This window comes from Curtobacterium sp. Csp1 (assembly GCF_013347185.1).
Genome location: NZ_CP054594.1, coordinates 608,960 through 626,819, shown reverse-complemented (window position 1 = coordinate 626,819; position 17,860 = coordinate 608,960). Strand labels below are relative to the sequence as shown.

16 protein-coding genes and 3 tRNA genes are annotated in these 17,860 nt (G+C 70.6%); 7 read left to right on the top strand and 12 right to left on the bottom strand.

What is annotated here, in order from left to right:
• Nucleotides 1-37: 37 nt before the first annotated feature.
• Nucleotides 38-114, top strand: a tRNA-Ile gene (locus tag HUN58_RS03085).
• A 31-nt stretch (nt 115-145) separates the two neighbouring features.
• Nucleotides 146-218, top strand: a tRNA-Ala gene (locus HUN58_RS03080).
• Between the two features lie 306 nt (nt 219-524).
• On the opposite strand, the gene HUN58_RS03075 is transcribed toward HUN58_RS03080, so the two are convergent.
• Nucleotides 525-1,100: a hypothetical protein gene (locus tag HUN58_RS03075; RefSeq protein ID WP_058741040.1), complete on the bottom strand. Its 576-nt coding sequence runs from the start codon at nt 1,098-1,100 to the stop codon at nt 525-527.
• A gap of 116 nt (nt 1,101-1,216) precedes the next feature.
• Here HUN58_RS03075 and HUN58_RS03070 point away from each other — a divergent pair, with 116 nt between their 5' ends.
• Complete coding sequence (locus HUN58_RS03070; protein ID WP_058741041.1) at nt 1,217-1,756, top strand: peptidylprolyl isomerase; 540 nt, start codon at nt 1,217-1,219, stop codon at nt 1,754-1,756.
• A 5-nt stretch (nt 1,757-1,761) separates the two neighbouring features.
• On the top strand, nt 1,762-2,631 hold the full coding sequence (locus tag HUN58_RS03065; RefSeq protein ID WP_114851292.1) for a rhomboid family intramembrane serine protease: 870 nt from the start codon (nt 1,762-1,764) through the stop codon (nt 2,629-2,631).
• 371 nt (nt 2,632-3,002) lie between these two features.
• On the opposite strand, the gene HUN58_RS03060 is transcribed toward HUN58_RS03065, so the two are convergent.
• Entirely contained in the window at nt 3,003-3,257 is a 255-nt protein-coding gene (locus tag HUN58_RS03060) for a cell division protein CrgA (protein WP_058741043.1), read from the bottom strand.
• Nucleotides 3,258-3,339: 82 nt separating this feature from the next.
• On the opposite strand from HUN58_RS03060, the gene HUN58_RS03055 reads away from it, so the two are divergent.
• Entirely contained in the window at nt 3,340-3,984 is a 645-nt protein-coding gene (locus HUN58_RS03055) for an aminodeoxychorismate/anthranilate synthase component II (protein WP_114851291.1), read from the top strand.
• Between the two features lie 335 nt (nt 3,985-4,319).
• On the opposite strand, the gene pknB is transcribed toward HUN58_RS03055, so the two are convergent.
• The 7 genes from pknB to HUN58_RS03020 form a co-directional block, all read right to left on the bottom strand.
• Nucleotides 4,320-6,113, bottom strand: coding sequence for a Stk1 family PASTA domain-containing Ser/Thr kinase (pknB, locus tag HUN58_RS03050; RefSeq protein WP_257222173.1), 1,794 nt, complete (start codon nt 6,111-6,113; stop codon nt 4,320-4,322).
• Between the two features lie 121 nt (nt 6,114-6,234).
• Entirely contained in the window at nt 6,235-7,983 is a 1,749-nt protein-coding gene (locus tag HUN58_RS03045; protein WP_114851289.1) for a protein kinase, read from the bottom strand.
• On the bottom strand, nt 7,980-9,434 hold the full coding sequence (locus HUN58_RS03040; RefSeq protein WP_180225904.1) for a penicillin-binding protein 2: 1,455 nt from the start codon (nt 9,432-9,434) through the stop codon (nt 7,980-7,982). The genes HUN58_RS03045 and HUN58_RS03040 overlap by 4 nt, the downstream gene beginning before the upstream one ends.
• The gene (locus tag HUN58_RS03035; RefSeq protein WP_058741047.1) at nt 9,431-10,867 is read right to left on the bottom strand and encodes an FtsW/RodA/SpoVE family cell cycle protein; all 1,437 of its coding nucleotides are present in this window, start codon (nt 10,865-10,867) and stop codon (nt 9,431-9,433) included. Before HUN58_RS03035 ends, HUN58_RS03040 begins: the two co-directional genes overlap by 4 nt.
• Complete coding sequence (locus HUN58_RS03030; protein ID WP_058741048.1) at nt 10,864-12,216, bottom strand: Stp1/IreP family PP2C-type Ser/Thr phosphatase; 1,353 nt, start codon at nt 12,214-12,216, stop codon at nt 10,864-10,866. Before HUN58_RS03030 ends, HUN58_RS03035 begins: the two co-directional genes overlap by 4 nt.
• A gap of 7 nt (nt 12,217-12,223) precedes the next feature.
• Nucleotides 12,224-12,781, bottom strand: coding sequence for an FHA domain-containing protein (locus tag HUN58_RS03025; protein ID WP_058741049.1), 558 nt, complete (start codon nt 12,779-12,781; stop codon nt 12,224-12,226).
• Complete coding sequence (locus HUN58_RS03020) at nt 12,778-13,458, bottom strand: DUF3662 and FHA domain-containing protein (RefSeq protein WP_114851288.1); 681 nt, start codon at nt 13,456-13,458, stop codon at nt 12,778-12,780. The genes HUN58_RS03025 and HUN58_RS03020 overlap by 4 nt, the downstream gene beginning before the upstream one ends.
• Before the next feature lie 110 nt (nt 13,459-13,568).
• On the opposite strand from HUN58_RS03020, the gene HUN58_RS03015 reads away from it, so the two are divergent.
• Nucleotides 13,569-13,655: transfer RNA gene (locus tag HUN58_RS03015), tRNA-Leu, on the top strand.
• A 226-nt stretch (nt 13,656-13,881) separates the two neighbouring features.
• Here the strand turns inward: HUN58_RS03015 and HUN58_RS03010 are convergent.
• Nucleotides 13,882-14,745, bottom strand: a complete 864-nt coding sequence (locus HUN58_RS03010) for an aminoglycoside phosphotransferase family protein (protein ID WP_180225903.1) — start codon at nt 14,743-14,745, stop codon at nt 13,882-13,884.
• Between the two features lie 84 nt (nt 14,746-14,829).
• On the opposite strand from HUN58_RS03010, the gene HUN58_RS03005 reads away from it, so the two are divergent.
• On the top strand, nt 14,830-15,741 hold the full coding sequence (locus HUN58_RS03005) for a GNAT family N-acetyltransferase (RefSeq protein WP_180225902.1): 912 nt from the start codon (nt 14,830-14,832) through the stop codon (nt 15,739-15,741).
• Between the two features lie 39 nt (nt 15,742-15,780).
• Here HUN58_RS03005 and HUN58_RS03000 read toward each other — a convergent pair whose 3' ends face one another.
• Nucleotides 15,781-16,458, bottom strand: a complete 678-nt coding sequence (locus HUN58_RS03000) for a response regulator transcription factor (protein ID WP_114851284.1) — start codon at nt 16,456-16,458, stop codon at nt 15,781-15,783.
• Nucleotides 16,455-17,714 carry a sensor histidine kinase gene (locus HUN58_RS02995; RefSeq protein WP_254631609.1) on the bottom strand — a complete coding sequence of 420 codons (1,260 nt, stop codon included), beginning with the start codon at nt 17,712-17,714 and terminating at the stop codon, nt 16,455-16,457. Before HUN58_RS02995 ends, HUN58_RS03000 begins: the two co-directional genes overlap by 4 nt.
• Between the last annotated feature and the right edge of the window lie 146 nt (nt 17,715-17,860).

Genomic DNA, 17,860 nt, shown 5'->3' with positions numbered 1-17,860 from the left:
CTTCGGGATCGGTACGGTAGGCTTTCATCCGGTCTGAGGGGCTATAGCTCAGGCGGTTAGAGCGCTTCGCTGATAACGAAGAGGTCCAAGGTTCAAGTCCTTGTAGCCCCACCATCCACTCCCCGTCCAGTACGCTGGACGCTCCGGGGCCTTAGCTCAGTTGGTAGAGCGCCTGCTTTGCAAGCAGGATGTCAGGAGTTCGATTCTCCTAGGCTCCACTCGCAGAAGCCCCTGGTCGCCACTTCATGGCTTCCCAGGGGCTTCGTTCTGTGCTTGTCAGCGCCTCCGGCGCGCCGCTCCGCGATGGGAGCGTCCCGCGCGCGCGGCACGCTCGGGTGTCCTCGTCGAGGTTCCGAAATTGCGGCATCTCGGGGTCGCCGCGGGCTCTGATTGGCACCCCGGTGCGCTTCGTGCGGAGTGTTGCGGCACTTCGACGTGGCGCGCTCGGGGGTGTTGCGGACCCGTCGGCGGGGACGACGAAGGGCCCCGGCGTGCGCCGGGGCCCTTCGTACGAACCGAGGAGGTCAGGCGGCGGGCTTCTCCGCCGTGTCCGCGTCGTCGGCGACCCAGAGGTCGTCGTCCGCGCGGAGCGTCTGGTACGCAGCGTAGGCCGCACCGGCGACCGCGACGACACCGACCACGATCAGGGCGACCCCACCGAAGCCGAGGCCCTTCTTCTGGTGTCCGGGCGTGTACTTCGCGGCGGCCTTCTTGGCCTTCTTGCCCTTCTTCTGGGCGTCCTTCACGATCTTCTTGACGCGCGGGTCCTTCGCGAGGTCCTTCACGCTGAGGACCGAGCCGGCAGTCGCGACCAGGCCGGGGACGACCTCGGTCTGGAAGCGGTGCGAGGCGTTCTGCGCGGCAGAGGTCGCAGCGTGCACGCTCGTGGCGACCGCGGGACGGATCCCGTTGTCGATCGCGTTCTGCACGCGGGGCGCGATGTCCTTGCGGGCTGCGTCGGCAGCGTGCGAGCGGGCCTCGGCGAGGATCGCGTTCGCATGCTCGAGGACCTTGCGCTGCTCGCCGAGGAGCGAGGCGGTCTTGCCCTTGAGCTTCTTGATCTGCTTCCGACGCTTGCGCGGGATCTCGATCGTCGTCATCTGGTACCTCCATCGGATCGGCGTGTCCCCATCCTGCCACCGCGACGCCTGACAGGTCACGGAGCCTCTGCTGTGTGATCCGTGTCACCGCCAGCCGTACATGCGAGAATCGGAACATGTCTCTGCACACCGCTGTCGCAACGATCCACACGAACAAGGGCGACATCCGCGTCAACCTGTTCGGCAACCACGCCCCGAAGACCGTCAAGAACTTCGTCGACCTCGCGACGGGCAAGCAGGAGTGGACGCACCCCGGCACCGGCAAGGTCTCCACCGACAAGCTCTACGACGGTGTCGTCTTCCACCGCATCATCAAGGACTTCATGATCCAGGGCGGCGACCCGCTCGGTCAGGGCATCGGCGGCCCCGGCTACCGGTTCGACGACGAGATCCACCCCGAGCTGACCTTCCAGGAGCCGTACATCCTCGCGATGGCGAACGCCGGCATCCAGGGTGGCCGCGGCACGAACGGCTCGCAGTTCTTCATCACGACCGTTGCCACCCCGTGGCTGCAGGGCAAGCACACCATCTTCGGTGAGGTCGCGGACGACGAGTCCCGCGCCGTCGTCGACGCGATCGAGGGCGTCGCCACCGACGGTCGCGACAAGCCCGTCGAGGACGTCGTCATCCAGAGCATCGACGTCGAGGACGTCTGAGCTCGGTGACGGACCAGGCCGCGAACCGCGCCGACTACTGCTACCGGCACCCGGACCGGCAGAGCTTCATCCTGTGCCAGCGGTGCGGGCGGACGGTCTGCACCGAGTGCCAGACGCCGGCAGCGGTCGGCGTGCACTGCCCGGAGTGCGTGCGTGAGCAGCGCGCGGCCTACACGGCGAACCGACGTGCGTCGGGGGCGGCGAGCGGCCTGACGGTCGCCCGCCGCCGCTTCGCCATGCTCGACCAGAAGGCCACCGTCGTCATCATCGCGGTGTCGGTGGTCATCTGGCTGCTCGACCAGATCACCGGTCGGTTCTTCACGACGTGGTTCGCGTACTACACGCCCCTCGTCGGCACGCAGCCGTGGCGGATCGTCACAGGGCTGTTCGTCCACTCCTCGATCCTGCACATCGCCTTCAACATGTTCGCGGTGTACATCTTCGGCCGGATCCTCGAGAACCTGCTCGGGACGTGGCGCTTCCTCGCGCTGTACTTCCTCGCGGGCCTCGGCGGCGACGTCGCAGTGTCGTTCCTGACTCCCGGGACGCCGGTGGTCGGGGCGTCCGGCGCGATCTTCGGTCTGTTCGCGGCGTTCTTCATCATCCAGCGCAGCCTCGGCTACAACGCCGTCCAGCTGCTCGTCGTGATGGGGTTGAACCTGCTCGTCGGCTTCCTGCCCGGGACGAACATCTCGTGGCAGGCACACGTCGGTGGAATCGTGATCGGCTTCCTGACCGGGCTCGTGTTCGCGCGGACGCGGAACGTCAAGCAGCGCGGGCTGCAGATCGGCCTGCTCGTCGCCGAGGCGGTCGTCCTGCTCGGCGCCATCGCGGCGGCCTACGTCGCCATCGGCGGGTACGGCCTGCTCCGCTGAGTCGCACCCGTCCGAACCGCCTGACGCCCCGTCGCACCCCCTGGTGCGGCGGGGCGTTCGCCGTACTGACCGTCGCGGAGCGGCTTTTCCACACGACCGGCGCGATTTTTCCACAGCTGTGGACAAGTCGGTGAGTTACACGCGTGTGATTATCCCCACTGTGGAATCAGGTGTGGATAACTCGGGGATCGTGGTGTGGATGTCCGTGTGGAAAGTGTGGAGAACTGTGGAGAAGGGGCTGCTCGATGTGGAGAGCGCGTCCTCGGGCCCGCTCCGCCTGTGGACAGGACGTGGCAAGCCGAGGGCTGGACGAACGACGACGCCCGCCGGACCGTGCAGGGTCCGACGGGCGTCGTGTACGGGTGGGGTGACTAGCGCCAGCGGGTGGTCATCAGGAAGCCGACGAACATGATTCCGAACCCGATGAGGATGTTCCACGAACCAAGGGACGGCACCGGCAGGGTCGTGTTCGAGATGTAGAAGACGATGACCCAGGCGAGCCCGACGAGCATGAACCCGAACATGACGGGCTTGAACCACACGGGGTTGGGCTGGTCCCCCGCCGTGTCGACCGAGTCGGCTCGGGTCCTCCGGGCGGGCTTGGTGCGGTCCTTGTCCTTGGCCATGGCCGGTATCCTACCGTGACCGCGTGTGTGGGAAGACCCTCAGGAGCCCGCGCACATCCTCCACGAGTACGGTGATCCGACCATGACCAAGATCCTCGTCGTCGACAACTACGACAGCTTCGTCTACACGCTGAACGGCTACGTGCAGCAGCTCGGAGCGGAGACCGACGTCGTCCGCAACGACGCCTTCCCGGAGTCCGAGATCGCCGAGCGCATCGCGGACTACGACGGCGTTCTGCTCTCCCCGGGTCCCGGCACCCCCGCGGACGCAGGCGTCTCGATCCCGACCGTCCGGGCGGCGATCGCTGCCGACAAGCCGTTGCTCGGTGTGTGCCTCGGACATCAGGCCATCGCGGAGGCCCTCGGTGCGACGGTGACCCACGCCGAAGAACTCATGCACGGCAAGACCTCGCAGGTCGACCACGACGACAGCATGCTCTTCGCCGGCGTCCCGCACCCGTTCACGGCCACCCGGTACCACTCGCTCGCGATCGTCGACGGCACCGTGCCCGACGAACTCACCGTCACGGCGCGAACCGGTGGCGGCGTCATCATGGGCGTGCAGCACCGCGAGGCCCCCGTGTACGGCGTGCAGTTCCATCCCGAGTCCGTGCTCACCGAAGGCGGCTACCGGATGGTGGGCAACTGGCTCGAGACCACCGGCCTGCACGGGGCTGCCGAGCGGGCTGCCGACCTGACCCCTCTCATCGCGACGCCGCGTGCCTGAGCCGGCCGCGCCAGCGGAGCCGGCCTGACCGAGCGGGACCGGCGGAGCAGCCCAGCCCGCGAGGAGTGCAGACGCCAGGGCCCTGACGCATGCCGGGGCGCTGACGCATGCCGGGGCGCTGACGCATGCCGGGGCGCTGACGCATGCCGGGGCGCTGACGCATGCCGGGGCGCTGACGCCAGCAGGAGTACCGGTATCGACCGGTCCGCTGACGTGAGCCTGCCCGCAGACGTGAGCAGGAACACCAGCGTGGGCCAGCGCGCCGACGCGCCCACGATCCTCCAGACCGGCGAGCCGACACCGCGCCGGACGCGAGCCCAGCGAGGCGCTGCGGTCTAGAGGCCGCTGGAACCCGAGGCCGGTGCGCCCGTGGCGGGCGCGGACGGCTGCTGGGTGGGCTTCTGTGCAGAGGCCGCGCAGTACGTGAGCACGATCGTGCTGCCCTGCGCGACGTCGCCGGCGGGCGCGCTCTGCTGCAGCACCGTGCCGCCGGTGCACGAGTACGCCGGGGCGGGCTGCACCGTCAGACCGAGCTGTGCCAGGGTCGCGTTCGCCGTCTGGAACGGCTGCTGCGTGACGTTCGGCAGCTGGACCTTGCCGTTCGAGACGGTGAGGTTGACGACCGAACCCTTGGCGAGCTGCGTGGCGGACCCGGGGTCAGAGCTCATCACGGTGCCCTCGGGCACGTCGGGCGAGTAGTCGGTGTTGATCGCGCCGACCTGGAGGCCGGCAGCCTCGAGTGCCTGTTGTGCGGCGTCCTGGGTCTGCCCGGCGGTGTCCGGTACCGCAACCTGCTCCGGCCCGAGCGACACCACGACCCGGATGCTCTGGTTGCGCGCAACGTTCGTGCCCGAGCCCGGCTCGGTGCGGATGACGGTGTCCTTCGGGACACTGTCGGAGTTCTCGCCGACCTCGACCGGGCTGAGGTCGCGCTTGTCGAGGTCCGACTTCGCGGAGTCCCACGTCGCGCCGACCACGTTCGGGACGGAGACCGACGACGAGACCGGCGCCTTGCCGGGCTGCAGGTTCGCGACGAAGAAGCCGACGCCGACGATCACGGCGACCGTCAGGATGATGCCGAGCCAGATCCACGCGACCGGGGGACGGTTCTGTGTGCGCTGCGGGCGGTGCTCCGCCGTGTCGTCGTCGAGCTCGCGGAAGGCGACCGCCGGGTTGGAGGTCGTCCGCGGGTTGACGCCGAAGAGCATCGTCGATGCGTCGTTGGCGGCGTTCTGCGCCAGCTTCCGGGTCGATGTCGGGACCTTGCCCTGCGCTGCCTGCTGCAGGTCGGTTCGGAACTCGGCCGCGTTCTGGAAGCGTCGCGTCCGGTCCTTCACCAGGGCGTGCAGGGTCACCGCGTCGAGCGCCGGTGAGACGTCGGCCGAGATCGTCGACGGCGCGACGGGCTGCTCGCTGACGTGCTGGTAGGCGACGGCGACCGGGGAGTCCCCGACGAAGGGCGGGCGGCCGGTGAGGAGCTCGAAGAGCACGACACCGGTGGAGTAGATGTCGGTGCGGGCGTCGACGGTCTCGCCGCGCGCCTGCTCCGGGGAGAAGTACGAGGCGGTCCCGAGGATCGACGTGGTCTGCGCCACCGTGGCCGACGTGTCCGTGATCGCGCGGGCGATCCCGAAGTCCATGACCTTGACCTGGCCGGTGTTCGTGACCATGACGTTCGCGGGCTTGATGTCCCGGTGCACGACGCCCGCGCGGTGCGAGTACTCGAGGGCGGTCAGGATGCCCTCGGTGATGCGGATCGCCTCGTCCGGAGCGATGGGCCCGTCGGCGACGATGTCGGAGAGCGCACGGCCCTCGACGTACTCCATGACGATGTAGGGGACCTGCACCTCGGCGCCGGAGTGCTCGGCGACGGTCTCTTCGCCGGCGTCGTAGACACGGACGATCGTCGGGTGCGCCATGCGTGCGGCCGCCTGGGCTTCCTGTCGGAAGCGGATGCGGAAGGACGGGTCGTTCGCGAGGCTCGGCTTGAGGAGCTTCACCGCGACCTTGCGGCCGAGACGGGTGTCGTTGCCGACGTGCACCGTCGCCATGCCGCCGCGACCGATGACGTCACCGATCCCGTAGCGGTTGGCGAGGAGCGTGATCCCCGCGGTCACACCTTCTGGCACGTACTCCTCCGAATGTCCGTCCGGGACAGTGTACGGCAGCACTTCCTGGCGGGAGGCTGGTGACGGGGACCTCCGGACAACCGTTACGCAACGGTGTCGGAAGCCCCCGTCCGGGTGGCGATCAGCCGTTCGACGAGCCGTTCCCGTTGCCGTTGCCGGTGCCGTTCCCGTTGCCGGTGGGCGTCGGGGAGGGCGTGACCGTCCACGTCGCGGTGGCGGGGTCCGAGTCCTCGGAGGCGGCGAGGCTCCCGCACGTCACGTTGTACGTGAAGGTGACGTCGTCGCCGGCGGCGTCCGCCTGGATCGTGACCGCCGTCGAGCTCGTGTCGCCGGAGGTCGCGCCGGAGGCGTCCTTCCCGCCGGTGACCTTCCACGAGTACTTCGACACCGAGTAGCCGTCCGGGCAGGTCGCGGCGGACCAGCTGAACGTGACCGAGCCGCTGCTCGAGACCGGGCCCGCCGTGGGGGTGTTCGGCTTGTTCGCCGTCGGCGGGGTCGTGTACTGCGTGACCGTGATGGTCGTGCCCTCGACGACGCTGCCGGTCGGCGTCAGGTCGGCGACGGTGTTCGCCTGGTCGGCGGTCGGTGCCGGGCTGCCGTCCTGGACGTCGACGACGAAGCCCAGCCCCTCGAGCGCCGAGCGCACCTGGTCCGTCGGCTGCCCGACGTACTGCGACTTGTCGAGGAACTGGCGCACCTGGGTCGGGCTGGGCGTCGGGGTGTTGCTCGGCTTCGGGGTCGACTGGGTGGCGGTCGCCGACGGCGTCGGGTCCGCGGAGCCGCCGTTGTTCAGCGCGAGGGCTGCGATGACGCCCGCGATCACCAGGACCGCGAGGGCACCGACGAGCCACCAGATCCAGGCGCGCTTCTTCTTCGGTTCCTCGTCCTCGGGCGTCACGGGCGAGCCGGGCGTCCGCGGCGGACCGCTCAGTGAACCGGCCTGGGTGCCGATGAGCGCCGTCGCCTGGTCGTCGCCCTGGCCCTGCGGCGGGTTGAACGCCACCGTACCGGCACCGCCGATCGCGGGCACCGCGACCGTGGCCGCGGCGACGTCCCCGCGGCGCAGCGCCTGTGCCGCACGTGCCAGGTTCGCGGCGGTCGCGGGACGGTCGGCCGGCTTCTTCGCGATGCAGGACAGCACGAGGGCGGCGACGGGCTCCGGCACGTCCGACGGCAGCGCAGGCGGCTGCTCGTTGATGTGCGCCATCGCGATGGCGACCTGCGACTCGCCCGTGAACGGACGGCGACCGGCGAGGGCCTCGTACGCCACGATGCCGAGCGAGTAGACGTCCGTCGAGGGCGACGCGGGGTGACCGCTCGCCTGCTCGGGCGACAGGTACTGGACCGTGCCCATCACCTGGCCGGTCGCGGTGAGCGGGACCTGGTCGGCGATGCGGGCGATGCCGAAGTCGGTGATCTTGACGCGACCGTCCGGCGTGATGAGCAGGTTGCCGGGCTTGATGTCGCGGTGCACGAGCCCGACCGCGTGCGCGGCCTGGAGCGCGTTCGCCGTCTGCGCGACGATGTCGAGCACCTTGTCGACGGGGAGCGTGTGCTCGCGCTCGATCATCGTGGACAGGGCTTCGCCGGGGACGAGCTCCATCACGAGGTAGGCGCTGCCGTCCTCTTCGCCGTAGTCGAAGACGTTCGCGATGCCCTCGTGGTTGACGAGCGCAGCGTGCCGGGCCTCGGCGCGGAAGCGCTCGAGGAAGCCCGGGTCACCGAGGTACTCGTCCTTGAGGATCTTGAGTGCGACGGTCCGCCCGATGACCAGGTCGGTGGCCTGCCAGACCTCGCCCATGCCGCCGATCGCGACGCGGGAGGAGAGCTGGTACCGCCCACCGAAGGTGAGTCCGCTGGTGGGTCTCATTTGTTCAGCACCGCCTCCATGACTTTCTTCGCGACCGGGGCCGCGACCGTGTTGCCGACGCCGGACTGCCCGAGCCCGCCGCCGTTGCCGACGACGACCGCGACGGCCACCTCCGGGTCCTTCGCGGGGGCGAACCCCGTGAACCAGAGCGTGTACGGGCTGCCCGTACCGCCCTCTGCCGTGCCGGTCTTCCCTGCGACGTCGACACCGTCGATCTTGGCATTGGTGCCGGTCCCGGCGTTCACGACGCTCTGCATCGCCTCGGTCAGGTCGGCCGACTCCGAGGCGGACAGCGGGTCGCTGTACTGCTTCGGCGAGAAGGACTCGACGGTCTTGAGGTCGCTCGTCGTGATCGAGTCGACGAGGGACGGCTGCATGACCTTGCCGCCGTTCGCGATCCCGGCGGAGACCATCGCCATCTGCAGCGGCGAGACGCGCACGCTGGCCTGGCCGAAGGCGCTCAGCATGAGCTGGGCGGTCGAGTCGACGTCCGGGTACTGGCTCGCGGTCGCCTTCATCGGGACCTCGATCTGGTCGCCGAAGCCGTACTCGTCGGCCATCGACTTGATCTCGTCGTACCCGAGCTTCTGCCCGAGCTCGGCGAACGGGATGTTGCAGGAGTACTGGATGGCGGTCCGCAGCTTGACGGTGTCGCCGCCACCGCAGGAACCGCCCTCGGCGTTGTTGATGTACGTGCTCGTGCCCGGCAGCTGCAGCCGCGACGGGTTCGGGAACTCGGAGTCGAGGTCGTACTTGCCGTCCTTGAGCGCGGCCGAGGCGACGACGAGCTTGAACACCGATCCCGGCGTGTACAGGTCGCCGCCGATGGCGCGGTTCTGCAGCGGCGTCGGGCTCTGTGCCAGCAGCGCGTCGTACTGCTGCTTGACGGCCGCGGTGTCGTGCGAGGTCAGCGCGTTCGGGTCGTAGTCGGGCTTGGACACCATCGCGAGGATCTTGCCGGTCTTCGGCTGGATGGCCACGACCGCGCCGGTGTTCTGCCCGAGGGCGTCGTACGCGGCCTGCTGCACGTCGGGGTCGATCGTCAGGTTGACGTTGTCGCCCTGGACGTCCTGGCCGGTCAGGATCGCGTTGAGGTTCTGGAAGAACGACGCGTCGGAGTTGCCGAACAGGACGGCGTTCTCGGCGCTCTCGATGCCGGCGTTGCCCTGGCCGATCGTGAAGTACCCGGTGACGGCCGAGTAGAGCGCGCCGTTCGTGTACTTGCGCTGGTACTGGTACTGGTCGTCCGACGGGGTCGACTCGGCGATCGGGCTGCCGTTCACGAGGATGGCGCCGCGCTTCGTCGAGTAGCTGTCGAGGATGGTGCGGGAGTTGCGTGCGTCGGCGCGCAGGGAGTCGGACGCGAAGAACTGGATGGACGTCGTCGACACGAAGAGCGCGACGAACATGAGCACGATCACGGTCGAGACGCCGCGGAGCTGTCGGTTCACCGGCTGGCCTCCTTCCTGCGCGCGGCCTTCCCCCGCGGTGCGGGGATCGCACCCTGCTGGACGCGCTGTTCGGCGGGGATGGCGTCGGTCAGTCGCAGCAGCATCGCGGCGATGATCCAGTTGGCGATGAGGGAGGAGCCACCAGCGGCCATGAACGGTGTCGTCAGGCCGGTGACGGGGATGATCCGGGTGATGCCGCCGACGACGACGAACACCTGCAGCGCGATCGTGAAGCCGAAGCCCACACCGAGCAGCTTGCCGAAGTCGTCCTGCGCCATGAACGCGACCCGGAGGCCTCGGGACGCCAGGACGATGAACAGCGCCAGGATCGCGAAGACGCCGATCAGGCCGAGTTCCTCGCCGAGGGACGCGACGATGTAGTCGGCGTTCGCGACCGGGGTGATGTACGGGCGGCCCTGACCGAGCCCGGTGCCCGTTATGCCGCCGTTCGCGAAGCCGAACAGGCCCTGCACGAGCTGGTAGCTGCCCTGCGTCGCGCGGTCGTAGATCGTCTGGTCGAACGGGTCGAGCCACTGCTCGAAGCGGCCGCGCACGTACACGAGCGCCGCCTGCGCCACGATCGCGCCGCCGACGAAGAGCGTCAGGCCGATGGCGACCCAGCTGAGCCGGCCGGTGGCGACGTAGATCATCACCAGGAACAGCCCGAAGTAGAGCAGTGCGGTGCCGAGGTCGCGCTGGAAGACGAGGACCGCCATCGCGGCGCCCCACATCACCAGGATCGGACCGAGGTCCCGGGCACGCGGGAAGGTCATGCCGAGGAACTTCCGACCGACGATCGACAGCGAGTCGCGGGCCGTGACGAGGTAGCCGGCGAAGAACAGCGCCATCGTGATCTTGGCGAGCTCGCCCGGCTGGAACGAGAACGGGCCGATGCGGATCCAGACCCGGGCGCCGCCGATGTTCTCGCCGATCCCGGGCAGCATCGGCATGAGCAGCAGGAAGATCGTCAGCGCCATGAAGATGTAGCGGTAGCGCTGCAGGAAGCGGTGGTTCCGGACCACGACGACGGTGATCGTCGCGAGCACCATCGCGAGCATCGTCCAGACGATCTGCTTCACGCCGATCGCGTCCCAGCCGGTCAGGCCGTTGTGGACGTCGATCCGGTAGATCTCGGCGATGCCGATGCCGTTGAGCACGAGCGCGACCGGCAGGACGAACGGGTCGGCGTTCTTCGCGACGACCCGCAGCACGACGTGCATGACGAGCGCGAGCCCGAGGATGCCCGCGCCGACCCAGAGCACGCCGGTGTCGAAGAGCCGACCCTTCGTGCCGAGCTGCACGAGGACCATCGCCCCGGCGCAGATGCCGCAGGCGATGACGAGCAGCACGAGCTCCAGGTTGCGGGCGCGGGCCGGCTCACGCAGCTTGATCGTGATCGCCTGCGTGAAGGACTGGGAGGTCGTGGCGCTCATCCGCCGGACCCCGGGGTCGGGGACGCCGTCGGCGTGGGCGACGCCGTGGACGTCGGCGACGGCGATGCGCCGTCCCCGCCGGTCCCGGCCTGGTCCTGCCCGGTCTCGGCGGCCTTGCGCAGGCGCTCGACGATCTCGCGGGCGTCGTCGAGCGACGTGGCGTTGATCGTCGAGCGGACGTTCTCGCGGGTGTACTCGGGCAGGGAGCGGACCGAGATGTCGCTGTCCTCGTAGACGTCCGACAGCGCGATCGGACCGATCGACTGCTGGACGCCCTTGTAGATCGCGACGGTGCCGCGGTCGCTGCCCACGTAGTAGTGCGCCTGGATGATCCGCCAGCCCAGGAAGACCGCGCCGACGAGGAGCGCGACGGCGGCGACGAGCGCGACCGTCCAGGCGATCCGGCGACGGACACGACGACGGCGGTCCTCGGCGATGAGCTCCGCGAAGTACTGGTCGGACTCGGGCTCGAAGTGCGAGTCCTCCGGCGCGGTGGAGACCTTGAGCGGGTGCAGCAGGATCGTGGGGAGGCGGATCGGCTTGCGGCCGGTCGCCGCCTCGAACGTCAGCGGCGCGGCGGCGGACCCGACGGTCGTGGCGGCGTCGTCGGAGTCGTCGACCTCGGCGTCGGTGACGTCCATCACGACGACCGTCACGTTGTCCGGGGCGCCGTGGTCGAGCGTCTCCTTGACGAGCCGCTGCGTGACCTGGTTCGCGTCCATCGTCGACGCGAGCGCGTGGCGGATGCGCTCCTCGGCGAGGTACGACGACAGGCCGTCGGAGCAGAGCAGCCAGCGGTCGCCCGGCTGGATGTCCATCACGGCCGTGTCGACCTCGGGCGCGGCGTCGACGTCACCGAGCACGCGCATGAGGACCGAGCGGCGCGGGTGCACGGCGGCTTCCTCGGGCGTGATCCGTCCGCTGTCGACGAGTCGCTGGACGAACGTGTGGTCCGAGGTGATCTGCTGCAGCTCCCCGTCGCGCATGCGGTAGATGCGGGAGTCGCCGATGTGCGCGATCGCGATCTGGTCGCCGACCCGGATGAGCGCGGACACCGTGGTGCCCATGCCCGTGAGCTCCTGGTGCTCGAAGACGGTCTCGGTGATGAGCTGGTTCGCCGCTATGAGCGCCGACTGCAGCGCGAACTCGGCGTCGTGCGCCGAGGGGAACTCGCGGTCCACCTCGCGGATGCGCCGGATCGCGATCGCCGAGGCGACGTCGCCGCCGGCGTGCCCGCCCATGCCGTCCGCGACCGCGAACAGGTGGGCGCCGGCGTAGCCGGAGTCCTGGTTGTTGGCGCGGATGCGCCCGACGTGGGACACAGCGGCGCTCAGCGTGCGAGCCGTCATGTCCGCGTTACCGCCGCAGCTCGAACGTCGTCGTCCCGATGGTGATCGGCGTCCGCTCCCCGACGGTGACGGGGGCGGTCACCTTCTGCCCGTCGACGAAGGTGCCGTTCGTGGAGTCGAGGTCGGTGAGGACCCAGCCGGAAGCGCGGAGCTCGAGGCGGGCGTGGTTGGTCGAGGTGTAGTCGTCGCGGATCACGACGTTCGACTCGCTCGAGCGCCCGATCGTGATGGGCCCGCCGCCGAGCGGCATCTCCATGCCCTCGCGGGAGCCCTCGGTGATGACGAGTCGCGTGGCCACCCCGGTTGCGGTGGCCTGCGTCGGTCCCGGGGACTGGCCGATGAGTTCCGTGAACGCCCCGGCTGATGCGGACGCGGCCGCGGGGGCCGCCGTCGGTATCGCGGGGGTCGTCGGACCGGAGGCACCGGCCTTGGGATCGGTCGGGATGGTGCGGACGCGCTGGCCGAACAGGTCGCTCCGCAGGGCGAAGACGATCACGAACACGAACAGCCAGAGCACCGCGAGGAACGCGAAGCGCAGGACGAGCAGGGTCAGCCCTGTGGTCATCGAGCACCTCCGTCGTTCTCGGGGATCACCCGGAACACCATACGGGTACGACCGATCTCGATCGTGGAGTCCGGTTCGACGATCGCCTGCTGGAAGCGTTCGCCGTTCAGCTTCGACCCGTTCGTGGAGCCGAGGTCGTTGGCCTGCGCGTGCTTGCCGTCCCAGACGATCTCGACGTGCTTGCGGCTCGTGCCGGTGTCCGCGACCGTGATGTCGGCGTCCGTCCCGCGACCGATGACGGTCCGGCCCCGGTGCAGCTTGTGTCGCTGCGACCCGATGTCGAGGACGGCGACCCAGGCGACGTCCCGCTGCACGGTCGACGAGTCGATCTGCAGGATGCCGGTCGACAGCGTGCCGTCCTGCTGCAGTCGGATGGTCACCGGACCGGAGAACGAGTAGTTCTGCGCGACGGCGTGCTGCTGCACCATCTGGGACAGCTCGTCGATGAGCGGACGCCCGATGTCGTGCATGCGCGTGTGGTCCGGCGGCGCGAGGCGCACCGTGAACTCGTTCGGCACGAGGATGCGCTCCCGCGAGACCACGGCGGCCTTCGTGTCGAGCTCGCGCCGGAGGGCACTGGAGATCTCGACGGGCTGCACGCCGGAGCGGAAGGTCTTCGCGAAGGCGCCGTTCACGGCGCGCTCCAACCCTCGCTCGAAGCTGTCCAGCAGGCCCATGTGTCTCCAGTGTCGTCGGTCAGGGACCCCTGCATGGTAGTGGTTGGCCCCGGTGCGCGTCTGAACGTGGTCACGGAGGCACTCCGCAACGTGCTAGTGTTGCCGGGCTGGCGCGAGTGGCGGAATTGGTAGACGCGCACGGTTCAGGTCCGTGTGCTGGAAACGGCGTGGGGGTTCAAGTCCCCCCTCGCGCACCACGCAGGAGAAGGCCCCCGGAGGAATCCGGGGGCCTTCTCGCATTCCCGGGGACAACTGGCGCGCAGGTGATCGCGAGCCGGCCACGGCGTGACGGCAGCGACGCGGCGGGCGCACCACGCGCCTCCTGGCCGGCGGTCCGTCGGCGCGCGCGTCCCCCGGACTGGAGGCGCGGATCCCGTCCGTCGCGCCGCGCGCGACCGTCGTCCGGTCACCGTCCGCATTCGCTCACCACCGGACGTCGGTGAAGGCGGCGAGGGCATCGGTGAGCATGTCGTGTCCCTGTTGCTCGAACCGGCGGTCGCCGACCCCGTGCGCCCACACCGCGGTGCCGACCGCCTCGCGGAGCTGCAGCCAGCGCCAGGCGTCGGGGGTCCGCGGGTCGTCGCCGTAGCCGTCGAGGAAGGCCTGCTCGAGCGCCGGGTCGTGCTGCCAGTGCTGGACGGCGACGCGCGTGCAGTCGGCCATCGCCGGGCGGAACGCGAACCGGCCGAAGTCGATCGCCCGGAGCCGGCCGGCGTCGACGATCCAGTTCCGCGCCTGCCAGTCGCCGTGGGTCGGGACGAGGACCACCGGGCCGACGGGGTGGTGGGCGAGCAGGGTTCGGAGCCGATCGACCCGGTCGGCGGGGATGTCGTGCGGGTGGTCGAGGAGACCCGTCGTCTTCGCATGCTCTCGCTCGAGCCACGTCGCGTCGGGCCGGGACGCCTGATCGTGGAGTCGCCGAAGGAGCTGCCCGGCCTGCCGGTGCACCGCCGGGTCGTGCTCGTCGGGGGGGCCGAGGGCGAGACGCCCGGGCACCCGCTCGAGCACGAGGACCCGTGCGACTTCGTCGGCGGCGCGGAGCCGCCCGGCGTCACCGTGGGCCACGAGGGCGGCCGTCCACCCGCGGTGTGCCTCGAGCTCGCGTGGGAAGTGCGTGTTGTCGGGGCCCGACGCCTTGACCGTCCACTCCGATCCAGCGGCCCGGACGTGCAGCACGACCGTGTCGAGCAGCCCCCACGACTCGTCGGCGACGACCTCGGCGTCGGGCAGCACCCGCCGGACCGCCTCGCGCTGTCCCGGCGTCAGCCGGGTTCGTTCCCACCCCATGTCGGCACGGTAGCCGCTCGGATCGGCCCCGTCACGCGGGGCAACGATGCCTGTGGACAGCCGCACCGGGCGGAGGATGTGTGGATGACGACCACCGCCGACACCGCCCTGCCCGTCCGTCCAGGGGAGCTCCCGATCGCACGCCCGTCGGACGTCACGGCCGTGGTCGACCGGGCCCGCGATCGCTTCGCGGTGGGGGTGCTCGCCGACACGACCGGGTGGACCGGAGCCGAGCGCACACTCCTGGCCGACCTGGGGTTCCGGGACGACGACCGCGGTGCAGACCTGTGGGCCCTCGACCTGTCCCGGGCCGCGGACGGCACCCCGACGCGCGTCCTCGACAACCCGGCGCTCGCGGCGCTCGACTCCCACCACGCGCGGTTCGCCGAGTGGCGCGGGAGGATCGTCCGGTACCTGCCGGACGTGTCCGTGTGGATCGGCATCCCCGCCCGGGCGACACCGGACGACTGGGAGGACGTCCGGGTGCTCGCCGGCTCGGGTGCCGTGGTGCGGGTCGGACTGGACGACGTCACGCCGGCGGGGTGGCTGCCCGTCGAGAGCGCCGGCGGCGTGCAGCTCACAGGGGAGTCGGTGGCAGGAGAACCCGACGACGAGGCCGTCGTGCTGACGCCGGACGACGTGCCGGAGATGACCGCCCTGGTCGAGCGGACGAAGCCCGGACCGTTCCGGCCGCGGACGATCGAGCTCGGGACCTACCTGGGCATCCGTCGCGGCGGGCGGCTCGTCGCGATGGCCGGTGAGCGGCTGCACCCGCCGGGGTGGACCGAGATCAGCGCCGTCTGCACGGACCCCGAGCACCGCGGGCAGGGGTTCGGTCGACGGCTGGTGCTCGCGGTGGCGCACGGCATACGGGCCCGAGGTGAGGTGCCGCTCATGCACGCGGCCGCGGGCAACACCGGGGCGATCGGCCTGTACGAGCACCTCGGCTTCCGGCAGCGGGAGCGCGGCGCGCTGCGGTTCGTGCAGGTCCCCTGACCGGCGCCGACCGGTCCCCGGCCACCGGCGTGCTCCGGGTCAGGGCTCGCGTGCCCCGGCGAGCCCGTGGTCGTGCGCGTACACGACGAGCTGCACACGGTCGCGCAGAGCGAGCTTGCCGAGGATGCTCGAGATCTGCGTCTTCACGGTGGACTCGGTCACGAACTCCTTCGCGGCGATCTCGGCGTTCGACAGCCCGCGGGACGCCCACCCGAACACGATCCGCTCCCGGTCCGTCAGGGTCTGGAACGCCGGCGGCTGCGGTGCCGGGGCGCGCTCGACGTCGGCGCCGAACAGCTGCGTCAGGTCGTTCGGTGCGATGACCGAGCTGCCCTCGTGCACGGCGCGGACGGCGGCGAACAGGAAGGGCGGGGTGGTGTCCTTGAGCAGGAACCCGCTCGCGCCGAGGCGGATCGCGGTCGCCGCTGCGGGGTCGAGGCCGAACGTGGTGAGCACGATCACCCGGGGGAGCGGCGCACCGACCGGCCCGTCGTCCGCGAACAGCCGCCGGACCGTCTCGACACCGTCGACCCCGGCCATCCGCATGTCGAGCAGCACGACGTCGGGGCGGAGCTCGGGGATCGCGGCGAGGGCCTCGGCGCCGTCGGAGGCCTCGCCGACGACGACCATGTCCTCCTGGGCGTCGAGCACCACCCGGAGCCCGGCGCGGAACAGTGCCTGGTCGTCGGTGAGCAGGATGCGGATCGGGTCGGTCATCGGTTCGTCCCCCCTCGGACGTCGAACGGGATGCGTGCTCGTGCGGTGAACACGTCGTCGAGCACGGCGGCGTCGAACGAGCCGCCGATCGTGGTGAGTCGGGTCTGCATGCCGGTGAGCCCCCGGCCCGAGCCCCGCGGGTGCGCCGCGAGCTCGTCGATCCCCAGGCCGTCGCCGACGGGCAGGGCGGCTCGGGGCACGGCGTTCTCGACCTCGAGCACGAGGTCGGCGGAGCGCCAGGTCTCCCGGACCTCGACGGCGCCGCCGGGGACCCCGTGCCGGAGCGCGTTCGTCAGCATCTCCTGCAGCACCCGTCTGGCAGCGGTCCCGTGCACGGCCCCGAGTGGTCGGGCGGTCCCGCGGACGGCGTGCTCGACGTCGACGCCGGCGTCCCGGATGCCCCGGACGATCTCCTCGAACGAGGTCGGGTCGGCGGTGGCGTCGGAGCCGTCGATGTGCCCGAGGACCTGACGCACCTCGGTCAGGGAGCTCCGGGCGGTGCTCGCGATCGTGGCGCTGACCTCGCGGATGCGGGCCTCGTCGTCGAGGAACGGCACCGAGTCGGCCTGGGCGATGATCACCGCGAGGGAGTGGCCGACGACGTCGTGGACGTCGCGGGCGATGTCGGCGCGGATGCGCTCGGCCTCGGCCTCGTCGACCGCGCGCGTGGCGACGGCCTCGGCGCGGTTCGCCACCGCCTCCGCCCGGGAGGCGGCTGCCTCGGCGTCGACGCGACGGACGGACTCGGCGTTCTGCGACCGGACGGCCCGGGTCGCGAGTCCGGATGCCCAGACCGCGACGAGCGCGAGGGTCGGAGCGGCGAGCACGAGGACCGCCTGGTCCATGGGCCCGCTGTTCAGCAGGAGCGCGTAGCGGTAACCGGTCCTGGAGAGGTACATCGCGGCGGTCGCTCCGGCCACCACCGCGAGCAGACCGGCGAGGACGACCTCGAGCCGCGTGCCGACGATCGCGACGCTGCCGATCACGACGAACAGGGCGAGGTCCACGAGGGAGGGGCGCTCGCCGCCGAGCACCTGCACCACCCCGAGGGCGACCGCGGCGAGCATCGCGCCGGACGGCGAGAACCGTCGGACGGCGATCGCGGCGGTGGCGGTCGCGACGGCGGGCAGGCTCGCGTGCTCGAGTTCGAGGTCGATCGGGGCGAGGAACACCAGCGCCGCCAGGAGCGCCCAGGTGACGTCGGCGACGACACTGCGGAGGGGCAGCGGTCTGGTGAACCCGCGCCCGTCCCTCACGGGTCGATCATCGCACGACGGCCGGGCGCGGCGGCCGTCACGGGACGGGCGACATCGCCACGAGGGCGGCGGCGGTGACCGCGACGATGGCGGCGCAGGTCACGAGGGTGGCGATCACGTGCTTGGTCGAGCTCTCCATGGCACCC